The organism is Kribbella sp. NPDC043289 (assembly GCF_056436705.1).
In genome coordinates this window covers 569,859-584,378 of sequence record NZ_JBWKCB010000001.1, presented here as the reverse complement: position 1 = coordinate 584,378, position 14,520 = coordinate 569,859, and the positions used below count along the sequence as shown (strand labels likewise).

13 protein-coding genes are annotated in these 14,520 nt (G+C 70.2%); 1 reads left to right on the top strand and 12 read right to left on the bottom strand.

Translation table 11 applies throughout. The annotated features are described in order from the left end of the window. Positions 1 to 27 precede the first annotated feature (27 nt). From aroB to AC0662_RS02725, 4 genes are read right to left on the bottom strand one after another with little or no spacing between them, the layout of a single operon-like run. A complete protein-coding gene (gene aroB, locus AC0662_RS02740; RefSeq protein WP_478298062.1) occupies positions 28 to 1,116 on the bottom strand; it encodes a 3-dehydroquinate synthase in 1,089 nt (362 codons plus the stop codon). Continuing rightward, complete coding sequence (locus AC0662_RS02735) at positions 1,113 to 1,613, bottom strand: shikimate kinase (RefSeq protein WP_452203753.1); 501 nt, start codon at positions 1,611 to 1,613, stop codon at positions 1,113 to 1,115. Before AC0662_RS02735 ends, aroB begins: the two co-directional genes overlap by 4 nt. Beyond that, complete coding sequence (gene aroC, locus AC0662_RS02730; protein ID WP_452203752.1) at positions 1,610 to 2,809, bottom strand: chorismate synthase; 1,200 nt, start codon at positions 2,807 to 2,809, stop codon at positions 1,610 to 1,612. Before aroC ends, AC0662_RS02735 begins: the two co-directional genes overlap by 4 nt. 50 nt (positions 2,810 to 2,859) lie before the next feature. Then, positions 2,860 to 3,063, bottom strand: coding sequence for a hypothetical protein (locus AC0662_RS02725; protein WP_387785222.1), 204 nt, complete (start codon positions 3,061 to 3,063; stop codon positions 2,860 to 2,862). Between the two features lie 125 nt (positions 3,064 to 3,188). On the opposite strand from AC0662_RS02725, the gene AC0662_RS02720 reads away from it, so the two are divergent. After that, positions 3,189 to 4,301, top strand: coding sequence for an ADP-ribosylglycohydrolase family protein (locus AC0662_RS02720; RefSeq protein WP_478298059.1), 1,113 nt, complete (start codon positions 3,189 to 3,191; stop codon positions 4,299 to 4,301). On the opposite strand, the gene AC0662_RS02715 is transcribed toward AC0662_RS02720, so the two are convergent. The 8 genes from AC0662_RS02715 to alaS form a co-directional block, all read right to left on the bottom strand. Continuing rightward, positions 4,302 to 5,888 (bottom strand): FAD-binding oxidoreductase, encoded by a 1,587-nt coding sequence (locus tag AC0662_RS02715; protein ID WP_478298057.1) that lies wholly within the window; start codon positions 5,886 to 5,888, stop codon positions 4,302 to 4,304. 89 nt (positions 5,889 to 5,977) lie between these two features. Beyond that, positions 5,978 to 6,685 (bottom strand): prepilin peptidase, encoded by a 708-nt coding sequence (locus AC0662_RS02710; RefSeq protein WP_452203749.1) that lies wholly within the window; start codon positions 6,683 to 6,685, stop codon positions 5,978 to 5,980. Positions 6,686 to 6,696: 11 nt separating this feature from the next. Next, the gene (locus AC0662_RS02705) at positions 6,697 to 7,746 is read right to left on the bottom strand and encodes a DUF2330 domain-containing protein (protein WP_478298055.1); all 1,050 of its coding nucleotides are present in this window, start codon (positions 7,744 to 7,746) and stop codon (positions 6,697 to 6,699) included. A gap of 13 nt (positions 7,747 to 7,759) precedes the next feature. After that, positions 7,760 to 9,316 (bottom strand): FAD-dependent oxidoreductase, encoded by a 1,557-nt coding sequence (locus AC0662_RS02700; RefSeq protein WP_478298053.1) that lies wholly within the window; start codon positions 9,314 to 9,316, stop codon positions 7,760 to 7,762. Beyond that, positions 9,303 to 10,124 (bottom strand): shikimate dehydrogenase, encoded by an 822-nt coding sequence (locus AC0662_RS02695; protein WP_452203746.1) that lies wholly within the window; start codon positions 10,122 to 10,124, stop codon positions 9,303 to 9,305. Before AC0662_RS02695 ends, AC0662_RS02700 begins: the two co-directional genes overlap by 14 nt. A 2-nt stretch (positions 10,125 to 10,126) precedes the next feature. Continuing rightward, complete coding sequence (mltG, locus tag AC0662_RS02690; RefSeq protein ID WP_452203745.1) at positions 10,127 to 11,317, bottom strand: endolytic transglycosylase MltG; 1,191 nt, start codon at positions 11,315 to 11,317, stop codon at positions 10,127 to 10,129. An 11-nt stretch (positions 11,318 to 11,328) separates the two neighbouring features. Then, positions 11,329 to 11,787 (bottom strand): Holliday junction resolvase RuvX, encoded by a 459-nt coding sequence (gene ruvX / locus AC0662_RS02685; RefSeq protein WP_387785239.1) that lies wholly within the window; start codon positions 11,785 to 11,787, stop codon positions 11,329 to 11,331. Between the two features lie 60 nt (positions 11,788 to 11,847). Continuing rightward, on the bottom strand, positions 11,848 to 14,517 hold the full coding sequence (alaS, locus tag AC0662_RS02680) for an alanine--tRNA ligase (protein ID WP_478298050.1): 2,670 nt from the start codon (positions 14,515 to 14,517) through the stop codon (positions 11,848 to 11,850). Positions 14,518 to 14,520 lie beyond the last annotated feature (3 nt).

The window sequence follows — 14,520 nt, the reverse complement described above, 5'->3', positions numbered from 1 at the left end:
AGCCCTTTCCGAGGCGTTTCCAGAACCCTAACTGATCTCGCCGTACGCCGCGACCAGGAGGCTCGGGTCGGGAGCTTCGAGGATGGTGGGCTTGGCCAGGGCGTCCAGGACGACGAAGCGGAGGCGGTCGGCCCGGGTTTTCTTGTCGAGCTTCATCGCGTCCTGCAGGTGCGACCAGGCGTCGGCGCGGTAGCTGACCGGCAGGCCGAGCGACTCCAGGACGGCGCGGTGCCGGTCGGCGGTCGGGTCGTCGAGGCGGCCGGCCGCGCGGGCCAGCTCCGCGACGAAGACCATGCCGATGCTGATCGCCGCGCCGTGCCGCCACTTGTACCGCTCGGTGCGCTCGATCGCGTGGCCGAGGGTGTGCCCGTAGTTCAGTGCCTCGCGACCGATCTGCCCGCCGGCGGTCGTGGTCCGCTCGCGCAGGTCCGCGCCGACGGTGTCCGCCTTCACCTGGATCGAGCGCGCGATCAGTTCCTCGGTCGCGCCGTACGACGGGCTCGTGGCGCCGGCCGGATCCTTCTCGACCAGGTCCAGGATCACCGGGTCGGCGATGAACCCGCACTTCACGACCTCGGCGAGACCGCTGACGTAGTCGTTCTTCGGCAGGCTTTCCAGCGCGGCCAGGTCGCAGAGCACACCGGCCGGCTCCCAGAACGCGCCGACCAGGTTCTTGCCCTCGGCGGTGTTGATGCCGGTCTTGCCGCCAACCGCCGCGTCGACCATGCCGAGCAGGGTGGTCGGGATGTGCACGACCTTGACGCCGCGCAGCCAGGTCGCCGCGACGAACCCGGCGAGGTCGGTCGTTGTCCCGCCGCCGACGCTGACGATCGCGTCCGAGCGAGTGAACCCGGCCTGACCGAGGACGGACCAGCAGTACGCCAGCACCTCGGCGGTCTTCGCGTCCTCGGCGTCCGGGATCTCGATCGCGTGCGCGGTGAAACCGGACGCGGTCAGGTCGTCGCGGATCGCGTCACCGGTCTCGCGGAGCGCCCGCGGGTGGATCACGGCGACCCGCTGCGTGCCCTCACCGAGCAGTGCCGGCAGCTCACCGAGCAGGTTGTTGCCGATGACAACGTCGTACGGCGCGGCCGCCTCGACGCGAATCCTCGTCACGAGAGGTGCTCCAGGATCTCGTCGGCGATCTGCTCCGGGGTCTTGTCGTCGGTCAGCACGGTCTGCTTGGCGACTTCGCCGTACAGCGGGCGGCGGGCCTCCATCAGGTTCCGCAGCTGGGTGCGAACGTTGCCGAGCAGCAGCGGGCGGGCGACGCCGAGGCCGACGCGCTTCACCGCCTCTCCAAGGCTCACGTCCAGGAAGACCACGTGGTGCCCGGCCAGGTCGGCGCGGGTGCCGGCGTCGAGGATCGCGCCGCCGCCGAGCGACAGCACCTCGCCGTCGTCCTGCAGTGCGGTCGCGATCGCGGACCGCTCGAGCTTACGGAAGTGCGCCTCGCCCTCGTCGACGAAGATGTCCGAGATCGGTTTGCCCGCCTCGGCCTCGATGTCGGTGTCCGTGTCGCGGTGCCGCGCGCCGAGCCGCTCGGACAGCACCGCCGCGACAGTGGACTTACCCGATCCGGGCGGGCCGACCAGGACGACGACCGGGCTCACTCCCACTCCCGCGGGGTGATCGTGGTCGGCAGGTTGGCCAGGTAGGACTGGTGGTTGCGCGCGGTCTCGGGGACCGAGTCGCCGCCGAACTTCTCCAGCGAGACCTCGGCCAGCACCAACGCGACCATCGCCTCGGCGACGATCCCGGCCGCCGGTACGGCGCAGACGTCCGAGCGCTGGTGATGCGCGGACGCGGCCTCGCCGGTCGCGGTGTCGATCGTGCGCAGCGCCCGCGGCACGGTCGCGATCGGCTTCATCGCGGCGCGCACCCGGAGCGTCTCGCCGGTGCTCATACCGCCCTCGGTTCCGCCCGAGCGACCGCTGGTGCGGCGGACCGAACCGTCCTCGGCGACGATCTCGTCGTGCGCCTGCGAACCCGGCGTCCGGGCCAGCTCGAAGCCGTCACCGAGCTCGACACCCTTGATCGCCTGGATCCCCATCAGGGCGCCGGCCAGCTTGGAGTCGAGGCGGCGGTCCCAGTGCACGTAGCTACCGAGACCCGGCGGGAGACCGTCGACGACGACCTCGACGACACCGCCAAGGGTGTCGCCGGCCTTCTGCGCGGCGTCGATCTCGGCGACCATCTGCTTGCTCGCGTCGGCGTCCAGGCAGCGCACCGGGTCCGCGTCCAGCTTCGCGACGTCGGAGTACGCCGGGATCACGCCATACGGCGCCTTGACGGTGCCGAGCTCGACGACGTGGCTGACGATCGTCACGCCGTACGCCTGGCGGAGGAAGCGGGCCGCGACCTCACCGAGCGCGACGCGGGCCGCGGTCTCCCGGGCGCTGGCGCGCTCGAGCACCGGGCGGGCCTCGTCGAAGCCGTACTTCTGCATGCCGGCCAGATCGGCGTGACCGGGGCGCGGGCGGGTCAGCGGCGCGTTCCGGGCCAGGCCGGCGAGCGTCTCGGCGTCGACCGGGTCGGCGCTCATCACCTGCTCCCACTTCGGCCACTCGGTGTTCCCGACCTGGACGGCGACCGGGCTGCCGAGGGTGAGCCCGTGGCGGAAGCCGCCGAGGAACGTCACCTCGTCCCGCTCGAACTTCATCCGGGCACCCCGGCCGTAGCCGAGACGCCGACGGGCCAGGGCGTCGGCCACGTCATCAGTGGTGACCTGAACCCCGGCAGGGAGACCTTCGAGTACGGCGACGAGCGCTTGTCCGTGCGACTCGCCGGCGGTGAGCCAGCGCAGCATGCCGCTGATTCTTCCACGCCCGGCTCACCCCACGGACAGCGGTCTCAGACTCAGCGGCAGGTCTGGCTCTCCTGGGTGTTCAGCCCGTGACGGACGGAGAGCACCATGTCGAAGGTCTTGATGATCGGAGAGTCCGCGCAGCTGGTGCTGGCGCTGGCCGCCTGACCGCCGGCGATCGCGGCGCCCGTGAGCGCGGTGGTGGCGAGGGCCGCCATGGCCAGGCGCCCTGCGGTACGACGGAATCGGGTGGTCATCGTGAACTCCTCCGAAGAACTGGTTGCCTTGTACCAACGACACTAGAAGCCGGAGGCTCCGCACGAACTGGCCTCAGATCCCGTCTTGGGGGTAGCGCTGGCACCACCCCCGATAGGGTCCAAGGGTGAACCGTGAGGCGGAGGAGACGTGGCGCGGGCGGGTGCGGGGGTGCCTGCTGGGTGGGGCGATCGGGGACGCGCTGGGTGGACCGGTGGAGTTCCAGGACGGTCGCTCGATCGTCGCGAAGTACCCGGACGGGGTGCGCGAGTACGTCGACGGTGGGGCCGGTTGGCCGCCGGGGACGATCACCGACGACACCCAGATGACGTTGTTCACCGTCGAGGGGCTGATCCGCGCGAGCGTGCGGAGCGACCGCGGGACCGGTTTCACGGTGGCCGTCGTGCAGCACGCGTACGACCGGTGGCTGGACACGCAGACGCTGCCCGGTCCGAGCGGCGAGCGGGACGGCTGGCTGCAGGCTGAGCAGTGGCTGTACGCGCGGCGCGCACCGGGCAACACGTGTCTGACCGCGCTCACGCAGGCCCGCAAGGGCGAGCCGCGCATCCCCCAGTTCGGCGCGTTGGCGGTGAACGACTCGAAGGGGTGCGGTGGAGTCATGCGGGTGGCGCCGTTCGGGCTGCTCCCCCAGTTCCCGGTCGACTGGTTGTTCGACTCGGCCGCGGACGCCGCCGGGTACACGCACGGCCACCCGAGCGGGAAGCTCGCGTCCGGCGCTCTCGCCGCGATCGTCCACGAGCTCTGTACGGGCGCCTCCCTGAACGACGCCCTCGACCGCGCGACTGCCCTTCTGGTCCAGCGCGAGGGCCACGACGAGACCAGTACGGCGCTCGCGCTCGCCCGGCACCTGGCCGCGACAGCACCCGCCGGCCCGGTCACGGTCGAGCGGCTCGGCGGCGGGTGGGTCGCCGAGGAAGCACTCGCGATCGCGGTCTTCGCGGCGCTCGCGTATCCGGAGCCCGACCAGGTCCTCGACGCGCTGGCGCTGGCCGTCACGCATTCGGGTGACAGCGACTCCACCGGCGCGATCTGCGGGAACATCCTCGGCGCCCTGCACGGCGAGACGGCTCTCCCCGCAGAGCTCGTCTTCGCCGTCGAGGGGCGCTCGGTCATCACCACGCTGGCCGATGACTTCGCGCTGGAGTTCACCCAGGGCAAGCGGCTGCACGGCGACTACGGCCCCCACACCGCGTGGAGCAGTCGCTACCCGGGCTGGTGACTACGCCGGCTCGATCGACAGCTTGTGGTGGAAGGTGTCGCGCGGGTCCCACTTCGCCTTGATCTGCTGCAGCCGCGGGTAGTTGCCGAGGTAGTACAGGTCGTGCCACGGCACCCCGGACTTGTTGTACGCCGGGTCCGCGAGGTCGGTGTCCGGGTAGTTGATGTACGAGCCGGCGTTGATCGCGTTCGGCACCGGTACGCCGCCGGTCTCGCGATAGATCTCGCCGTACACCTTGCGCAGCCACGCGAGGTGCGTCGCGTCGTCGGTCGCGGCGTCCCACGCGGCCGCGAGCACCATCTTGCAGACCACGTCGCGTTGCGCGGACGCGGTCGCGTTCGACGCGACGGTGTTGACCTTGCCGCCGTACGGGACGAGCAGCAGGGACGAGCCCGGGCCCTTGTACGCCGCGTCGGTCAGGCCGCGGTACATCGCGAGGATCTGCTCGTCGGAGTAGCCCTTGCGCAGGTAGCCGGCCTTGTACTTGCCGCGGTTCGGCGCCGGCGTCTCCGCGATCGACCGCTGCATCGTGGTGTGCAGGAACGGCCCGACGCCGGTGTCGATCACCTGCGGCTTGTTCTGTACGCCGGCCACCATCGCGGCGTTGAACGCGTTCATCAGCTCGGCCGAGTTCGGCGCGGCGGCGTCGATCTGGGTGGAGAGCAGGAACTGGCCCGCGCTGTTGTGCGTGAGGATGAACGGCGCGTAGAGCGTCGCGTACGGCGAGTCCGCGGTGTTGTGCTGCTCGAAGAACGTGAACCAGTTCCGCACCGTGCGGGTGAAGTCGGCCTGGGTGGTCTTCGACCAGTCGTACAGCAACAGGCTGGACCGCAGCGCCGCCGGTGCCTTGGGCAACGATTCGGCGGGCGTCCGGCCCGACGTACCGTTCGACCGCATCAGGTACCGCGTGACGACGCCGAAGTTCCCGCCGCCGCCGCCGGTGTGCGCCCACCACAGGTCGCTGTGCGCGTTGTCGCGGGTCGCCACCACCGAACGCGCCCGGCCGCGGGCGTCGACAACCACGACCTCCACGCCGTACAGGTGGTCGACGACCGAGCCGTACTTGCGGGACAGCGGTCCGTACCCGCCGCCGCTGAAGTGACCGCCGACCCCGACCCCGAGGCAGCCGCCACCGGGTACGGTCACGCCCCAGCCGTAGAACAGCTCCTTGTAGACGGTTTCGAGGATCGCGCCCGCGCCGATCGAGAAGGCCCGGTGCCGCGGGTCCCAGGTCACCTCGTCGTACGTCGACATGTCCAGCAACACCTCGATGTCGCTGGAGTCCACGAAGTCCTCGAAGCAGTGTCCACCGCCACGGACCGCGATCCGCTTGCCGCTACGGACCGCCTCCTGCACCGCCGCGACGGCGTCCTCGGTGGACCGGATCACCCGCGCGTACTCCGGCGTACCGACGAACCGCCGGTTCTGGCCGCGCTGGACGAGATCCTGGTAGCGCGCGTCGCTCGGGCGGATCTGGTCACTGGAACCAACGCTCGGCGAAGCTGCTGCGTTCGCCGTCCCCGGTACGGCGAATGCGGCGCCCGCGACGGCGGTTCCGGCCAACAGACCACGACGACTGACTGGCATTGAGATTCCCTCCCAGAGTTCGAATACCTCGACCCTAGGAAGCGGAGCGATCCCCGCACATCAACCATCTGGAGGAGTCCGGGACTCATCTATCCGGCGTACAGGTGCTCCAACGGCGCGCCGAGCAGCACGCCGGCCAGCGCCCCGACGAGCATGAACGGCCCGAACGGGACCATCTGTTTGCGGGTCATCACCTTGGCCGCGATCAGCACGATCCCGACCACGGCACCGAGGAAGAACCCGCCGTACAGACCGGAGACGAACTGTCCCCAGCCCAGCCAACCGAGCGCCAGCCCGAGCAAGCCGGACAGCCGGACGTCGCCGAACCCGACACCGCGCGGGAACGCGAACCACAGCACGTAGAACACCGCGAACCCGATCGCACCGGCGATCGCTGCCCGGCGCAACGAACTCCAGTCGCCGGTCGCCACCGCCGCGCCGAGCAGCGCGACACCGACGACGGCGTACGTCGGCCAGATGATCACCGATGGCAGGAAGCGCGTCCGAGCGTCGATGTACCCGAGCACTGCGCCGGCCACCGCGAGCAGCAGCCACGCGGGCAGTACGGCGTCCAGCCCGAGCATCCAGCCGAGCACTCCCCCGGCCACAGCCGCGAGCCCACCGCACCAGTACGCCGCGCTCCGGCCGGCCAGTGACGCGTACGGGACCTTGGTCTCGCCCTCGTCCAGCACGGGCTCCGGGATGCGGCGCATCAGCCAGGGCCCGAGGACAGCCGCCGCGGGTCCGCAGGCGACGACCCCGATCCCCGCAGCGAGCAACGCGTTGTCGGCCGGCACGATCCAGGAGCCTAGACGATGCGTTGGGCGGAGCGCCGTACCTGCGTCCGCGCGATCACCGCCGCGCCGCCGCCGATGAGCAGCAGTCCGCCGAAGATCACCCCGAGGGTGCTCCAGAACCCATGGTTCGTGGTGATCACCTCGACCCGTTGGAACTCGTCGTCAGTGGCCGCGGGCGCGAACGTGAAGTCGTCGGTGATCCGGCCCGGCTCGCGGTAGGTGACCGTGTACGCGGTCAGGAAGTCGGCCGGCTTCGTCAGCGTCGCGTCGTCCTCGACCCGGCCCGCGAACAGCAGCTCGGGGCGGACGTCGGCGTCCGGGAGCTTGGTGGCGTCGACCCGGTGCTCGGCGGCGACGTACACGGTCACGGTCTGCGCGGTGGTCGCGCCCTTGCTCAGCCGCATCGGGTACACGATCCGGTTCGACGCGAACGTCAGCGCGAGCGGCGGGGTCGAGCCGATCAGCGACTCACCGTCCCGCTTCGGCGCGAGCTTGACCGCCACGATCTCCCACTTCTCCGACAGGTACGGCGTGAGGTTCGCCGCGAGTGTCGCGGGGACGACGTACCCGTTGGTGCGCAGCCAGTCGGTCACGGCCGCACCGCTCGAGCCGGTGAGCCGCGCGACCGCGAACGGCCCGAGCACCATCTGCTGCTGGACGTTCACCCCGCTCGCGGCCGGGGCGCCCGCGGAGTCGCCGCGGCCGCCCATGAGCCCCAGCCCGCGCCCGCGGAACGGCCAGTAGGTCGTCTTGGACACGATCTTCGGCCGCGTGATCCGGTCCAGCCGGTTGAACAGCGTGTCGTCGCCGAGCTCCACCTTCGCGGCCGCCGGAACCGGCATGATCCATGCGGCCTTCTTCGACGAGCCGTTGATCTCCATCGACAGCGTGATCTTCTCGGTGCCGCCGGAGTACTGGACGAGCGCGTTCTCGCCGTACGAACGGGCCCGGGACTGGGCGTCCGGCATGAAGCCGCCGCAGGCGCAGGCCCAGGCAGGCGTCACCCCGGCAGCGACGAATCCAACAGCCAGCACGCCCGCGAGCACCCGCCAAAGTTTCACGGGCGAAGACTAGCTAAGCGAAGGTGTACGGCGTGTGGAAGAAGTTGCCCGGGTCGTACTTCCGCTTCGCGGCCTCCAGCTTCGCCACGCTGCCGCCGTAGTACGAACTCACCGCTCGTCCGGTCTCGAGGTAGTTCACGTAACCGCCGGCGGTGGCGGACCGGACGGCGCGGTGGCCGTTGGAGATGAAGGTCTGCGCGCTCTTGCCCTGCGACGACGAGTACCACTGGATCACGGCCAGCGCGCTGCGCCACGGCCACGCCGAGCCGCCCGCCGGCTGCTTCGTCGCCTGACCGCCGAGCGGGTCGAGGATCGCCGACGCCGGCGTTCGAGCCCGGGCCGCCGCCTTCACTGCGCCGAGCAGTGAGGTGATCGTTGCCGCGTCCATCGGTCCCTTGAGGACGTCGGAGCCGGCCTGGAACCCTTGGCGCGGACTCGTCGACCCACCGCCGAGGTACTTCACCGCTTCCATGTGTGACTTCACCGTGATCGAGCGAGACGACGCCTTCGCGCCGACGAACGACTCGAGCTGCGCGGCCGCCGCGTTCGCGTTGCCGGTGGTGGAGACACCGAGCACGTGGACCGACAACGTACCGTTGCTGTTGGCATCGATGTGCAGGTTGCCCCAGGACGTCGCCGGCGCGGTCTGGGCGAACTTCTGCCAGCCGCGGACGACGGCCGCCGCCTGCGACTCCGGCCAGCTCAGCCGGAAGAACCCGAGCTTGGTCCCCGGGATCGTCGCGAACTGGAACGACGTCACCACCCCGAGATTGCCACCGCCGCCGCCCCGCAGGGCCGCGAACAGGTCCGGCTCGGCGGACGCGCTGACCGTGTGCGCCTTCCCGTCCGCGGTGACGACGCCCATCGAGACGACCCGGTCACAGGTCAGCCCGAATGTGCGGGTGTGGATCCCCACGCCGCCGCCGAGCGTGAGGCCGGCGACACCGACGGTCGGGCAGCTCCCGGTCGGCAGTGAGCGGCCGTAACGGTCGAGGAACGCGTGCACGTCGTACAGGTGCGCGCCCGCGCCGACGGTGAGGACGCCGTTCGAGTAGCTCATGCCTTTGAGCGCGCCGACATCGACCTGCATGCCGTTGGCGATCGTCGACGCGCCGACGTACGAGTGCCCGCCGCTCTTCGGGACGAGCACGAGTTTGTTGGCGCGGGCGAAGTTGATCGCCTTCTGGACGTCGGCGGGGTTCGCGGCCTTGACCACGGCGGCCGGGCGGACGCTGTCCCAGCGCGGGTTGAAGAGCTGGTGCGCGGCGGCGTACCCGGACGAGGCCGGCAGGTAGAGGCGGCCCTGGAGCGAGCGGGCGAAGCTGTTCCAGTTCGGGACCGCGGACGTGAGCGTCGGGGCAGACGTACTGGGCGTGCTGCTCGGGGTCGAGCTCGGAGTGGTCGAGCTCGGCGCTGATGTGGTCGGTGTGTTCGACGTAGTGGCCGTAGCCGTCTGCGAAGGGCTCGTCGACCCCCCGGCGTCCTTCTTCGAGTTCCCACAACCGGCCAGCGTCACAGCGGCGGCGGCACCGCCGGCCTTCAGTACCGTACGGCGGTCAAGCAGGCTCACGATCCCCCAACTCCTCACGAGCAGCCGTTCTCATGGCCGCCAGAGGAGCCGGCGACCTACCCGTCATCATCTCCACTTGGAGGGTCGCCTGATGCACGAGTAGGTCAAGTCCGTTCAACAGCTCGGTACCGATCCGGTGCGCCGCGATCGCGAGCTTGGTCGGCCACGGGTGATACGCGACGTCGAACACCACCGGCGCGACGCCGGCGAAGTGCTCGGCCCACGGGTCGACCGCGCCGCCGGGCAGCGTCGACACGCACAGGTCGAAGCCGCCGATCTGCTCGACCTGGGTGAAGTCGGCGACCGACGTCCGGAGCTCCAGCTCCGCGGCCAGGTCCCGCAACCGCTCCGCCTTCGAGAGGTCCCGGACGACGAGGGTCACCTCGCTGACCCGCAGCCCACGCAGCGCCGCCAGCGTCGACGCCGCGGTCGCACCGCCACCGATCACGACCGCCGTCTCGGCCGCCGTGATCCCCCGCTCGGCGAACGCGTTCACCAGCCCGGGTACGTCGGTGTTGTGCGCGGACCGGGATCCGTCGGGCTCGAACAGCATCGTGTTCGCCGCACCGATCAGCTCCGCCACGGGATCGACGGTGTCGACCAGGTCCAGCGCCACCCGCTTCAACGGCATCGTCAGCGACAGCCCACGGACGTCGTCACCGAGCGACGCGACGAACCCGCGCAGCTCGTCCTCCTCGACCTCGAACGCGTCGTAGGTCCAGTCCATCCCGAGCGCGGCGTACGCCGCCCGGTGCATCGCCGGGGACAACGAGTGCGCGATCGGCGAACCCAGCACAAGACACCGCATGATCAGCAGCGACCCTTGTGGGCCTGGCACCAGGTCTGGAACTTCGCCACGTTGGCCTGGTGTTCGGCGTACGTGGTCGCGAACGCGGTCTCGCCGGTGTCCAGGTTGACCAGCGTGAAGTACTTCCACGATCCCGGCGCCGGGTTGATCGCCGCGCTGAGCTGCTCGCGGGTCGGCGAGTTGATCGGCGTCGGCGGCAGGCCCTTGTGGTTGTAGGTGTTGAACGGCGAGGTGTTCTTGCGCTGCTCGGGCGTCGTGAACACGCCGCCGTCCTTGCCGACCACGTAGTGCACCGTCGAGTCCATCCCCAGGTACATCCCGGCCGCCATCCGGTTGTAGATCACCCGCGCGACCTTCGCGTAGTCCGCCGGTTTGTTGGTCTCGGCACCGATGATGCTGGCGACGATCACCGCCTGGTACGGGTCCAGACCCTTGCGGGACGCGCTGTTCGCCAGGTCCAGCGACGACGCGGCCTTCGCGTAGTTCGCCGTCATCATCTTCAGCATCGAGACCGCCGTCGCGCCCTTCGGCACGTCGTACGTGCCCGGGAACAGGAAGCCCTCGGCGCTGTTGTGCGCGTACGACGGGAGACCGAGCGTGGCGGGCTTGGCCAGCGCGCCCGCGACGGAACCGCTCGGCAGCTTGAGCTTCGGGTTCTGCAGGATCAGCGCGACCTCGGCCATCGTCTTGCCGGCCGGGACGCTGAACCGGGTGATCCGGACCGACTGCGCGGTGTTCAGCATCAGCTCGAGCGCGGCCTTGGCCGACATGTGCTTGCGCAGCGTGTACGTCGCGGCCTGAATCTGCAAGGCCCGCGGATCGTCGCGGGCCGCCCGCTCGAAGGCGCGGGCGCTCTTCACGACTTCCTTCTTCTCGAGCGTGTCCGCGATCGAGCTGGAGCCTTGGCCGTTGGAGATCTCCACGATCACCGTGCCGGTGCCCTGCCCTGAGTAGTCGGGCGCGGAGAACACGTTCGCGAGGGCGTCCTTGCCCTTGCCGAAGCCGACCACGGCACCGGCCACGATCGCGCCGACGACGAGCAGCGAGATCAGTCCGGCGAAGCAGCCGAAGGCGCGGCGGCCACGGGCCCGGCGCCGGTTGGCCCGGCGCTCCACCCGCGTCTCGGCCCGCAGGCCGAGCCCGCTGCCCAGATCGTCGCGTTGCTCCTCGCCCTCGTCGACATCTTGGTCCACCGATGGTCCGTTCACAGGGGCCTCCCGGGTGGGTTGCCGGTCTCGCGCTCGAGGTCGAGCGCATGTTGCAGAATCACGACCGCCGCGGCCTGGTCGACCACCGCGCGCCGCTTGGAGCCTTTCTTTCCCCGTTCCCGCAGCATCCGTTCGGCGGTGACGGTGGTGAACCGCTCGTCCACCAGCCGCACCGTCGTCCCCGAGTTGTTCACGTGCACCTTGTCCCGCACCTGCTCCGCCGTTTCCCGGATCTTCACCGCGGCCGGTCCCTCGCCCCCCGACAGGGAACGCGGCAGGCCGACCACGATCTCGAACGCCTCCAGTTCGGCGGCGAGTGCGGCGATCCTATCCAGATCTCCCGGCCCGCGGCGGACAGTCTCCACAGGCGTGGCGAGGATTCCGTGCGGATCGCTGCTCGCGACGCCGATCCGGGCGTCGCCGATGTCCAGGGCGATCCGCACTCCCGTTCTCATCTGCACTGTCTCACAGTCGGGCTCACAGCCAGCGCTGCGTGATCGGTGCGAAACCGTCGGTCAACCGGTCACCTGGTGCCCGATCGCGTGCTCGACGGCACTCAGCGCGTCGCCGGCACCGGCCGGATCCGTACCGCCACCTTGCGCGACATCGTCCTTGCCACCGCCCCGGCCACCGAGCTTCTCGGCCGCGACCCGGACCAGGTCGCCGGCCTTCAGCCGCCACTCGCGGGCGGTGTCGTTGAGCGCGACCACCACGCCGGGCTTGCCGTCGTTGACGCTCAGCACCGCGACCACGGCGGGCTTGTCGTTGCCCAACCGGCCGCGGACGTCGAGCGCCAGCTTGCGCAGGTCGCCGCCGTTCACGCCGTCGGGCGCGCGATGACCGACGTACTGGACGCCGAAGACGTCCTTCGGGTTGGCCGCCAGCCCACCCGCGGCCTGCAGCACCTGCGCGGCGCGGACCTTCTCGAGCTCCTTCTCGGCGGCGCGCAACCGCTCCGACAGGTCGGCGACCTTCGCGGGCAGCTCCTCCGGCCGGGTCTTCAGGTTCTCGCTGAGCAGCCGGACCAGCGCCCGCTCGCGGCCGAGGAAGTGCAGCGCCTCCATGCCGACGAACGCCTCGATCCGGCGCACGCCCGCGCCGACCGACGACTCGCCGGTGACAGTCACCGCGCCGACCTGCGACGAGTGCTTCACGTGCGTGCCACCACAGAGCTCACGCGACCACGGGCCACCGATCTCGACCACGCGGACCTGCTCGTCGTACGTCTCGCCGAACAGCGCCAGCGCACCCCAGTCCCGGGCCTCCGGGAGCGTCATGTACTGCGCCGACACCGGCAGGTCCTGCCGTACGGCGAGGTTCGCGACCTCTTCGATCTCGGACCGGGTGGCCGCGTCGAGCGCCGACGACCAGGCGAAGTCGAGCCGCAGGTAACCGGGCTTGTTGTACGAACCGCTCTGCAACGCGTTCGGGCCGAGCACCTGGCGCAGCGCGGCGTGCACGACGTGCGTCCCGGAGTGCGCCTGGCAGGCCGAGACCCGCCACTCGTGGTCGACCGCGGCGTGCACGTCGGTCCCGGGACGCAGTACGCCCTCGAGGATCTCGACCTTGTGCACGACCAGGCCCTTGACCGGCCGCTGCACGTCGAGCACGTTCAGCTTCAGGCCGTCACCGATAATCAGGCCCTCGTCCGCGATCTGGCCACCGGACTCGGCGTAGAACGGGGTCTTCTCCAGCACGACCTCGACGGTCTCGCCCTGCTCGGCGAACGAGGCGACCGCACCGTCACGGAGCAGACCGCGGACCTGCGAGTCGGTCGCCAGCTCCTGGTACCCGGTGAACTCGGTGACGCCCTTCTCGCGCAGCTCCCGGTACCCCGAGGTGTCCGCGTGACCGGCCTTCTTGGCGCGGGCGTCCGCCTTGGCACGCTCGCGCTGCTCCTTCATCAGGGAGCGGAAGCCCTCGGTGTCGACGTTCAGGCCCTGCTCGGCCGCCATCTCGACGGTCAGGTCGATCGGGAAGCCGTACGTGTCGTGCAGCTGGAAGGCCTTCGCGCCCTCGAGCTGGTGCGCCCCAGAGGCCTTGGTGTCGCGCACCGCCACGTCGAAGATCGTCGTACCGGCTGTGAGGGTACGGCGGAACGCCTCCTCCTCGGCGTACGCGACCTGGCTGATCCGGCCGAAGTCGGGCTCGAGCTCCGGGTACGACTTCTTCATCTGCTCGAGGCTCACCGGGAGCAGCTCGACCAGGCTCGGGTCCTCGTAGCCCAGCAGCCGCATCGAGCGGATCGCGCGGCGCAGCAGCCGGCGCAGGACGTACCCGCCCTGCTCGTTGCCCGGGGTGACGCCGTCACCGATCAGCATCAGCGCACTGCGGACGTGGTCCGCGACAACCCGGAACCGGACGTCGTCGACGTGTTCGGCGCCGTACTTGCGGCCGCTCAGCTCCGACGCGCGCTCGATCACCGGGTAGATCTCGTCGATCTCGTACATGTTGTCGACGCCCTGCAGCAGGTAGGCCACCCGCTCCAGGCCGAGACCGGTGTCGATGTTCTTCTTCGGCAGCTCGCCGAGGATCGGGTAGCCCTCCTTGCCGCCACCCTCGCCGCGGATGTTCTGCATGAAGACCAGGTTCCAGAACTCCAGGTAGCGGTCGCCCGCCTCCCAGTCCCGGTCGGCGCCGAACTCCGGGCCGCGGTCGATCAGGATCTCCGAACACGGGCCGCACGGACCCGGGATCCCCATCGACCAGAAGTTGTCCTTCATGCCGAGTCGGACGATCCGGTCGTCCGGCAGGCCGGCGACCCGCTTCCAGAGCTCGATCGCCTCGTCGTCGTCGTAGTACACCGAGGCGTACAGGACGGACTCGTCGAAGCCGTAACCGCCCTCGTTCTGCGGTTTGGTCACCAGCTCCCAGGCGTACTCGATGGCCTTCTCCTTGAAGTAATCGCCGAAGGAGAAGTTGCCGTTCATCTGGAAGAACGTGCCGTGCCGGGTGGTCTTGCCGACCTCGTCGATGTCGAGCGTCCGCACGCACTTCTGCACGCTCGTCGCGCGCGGGTACGGCGGGGTCTGCTGGCCGACGAAGTACGGCACGAACTGGGCCATGCCGGCGACGTTGAAGAGCAGGTTCGGGTCCGGCGACGGCAGCGGCGCGCTCGGCACCACGGTGTGGCCACGGTCCTCGAAGTACTGCAGGAACCGCCGCCTGATCTCACTGGTTTCCATGGG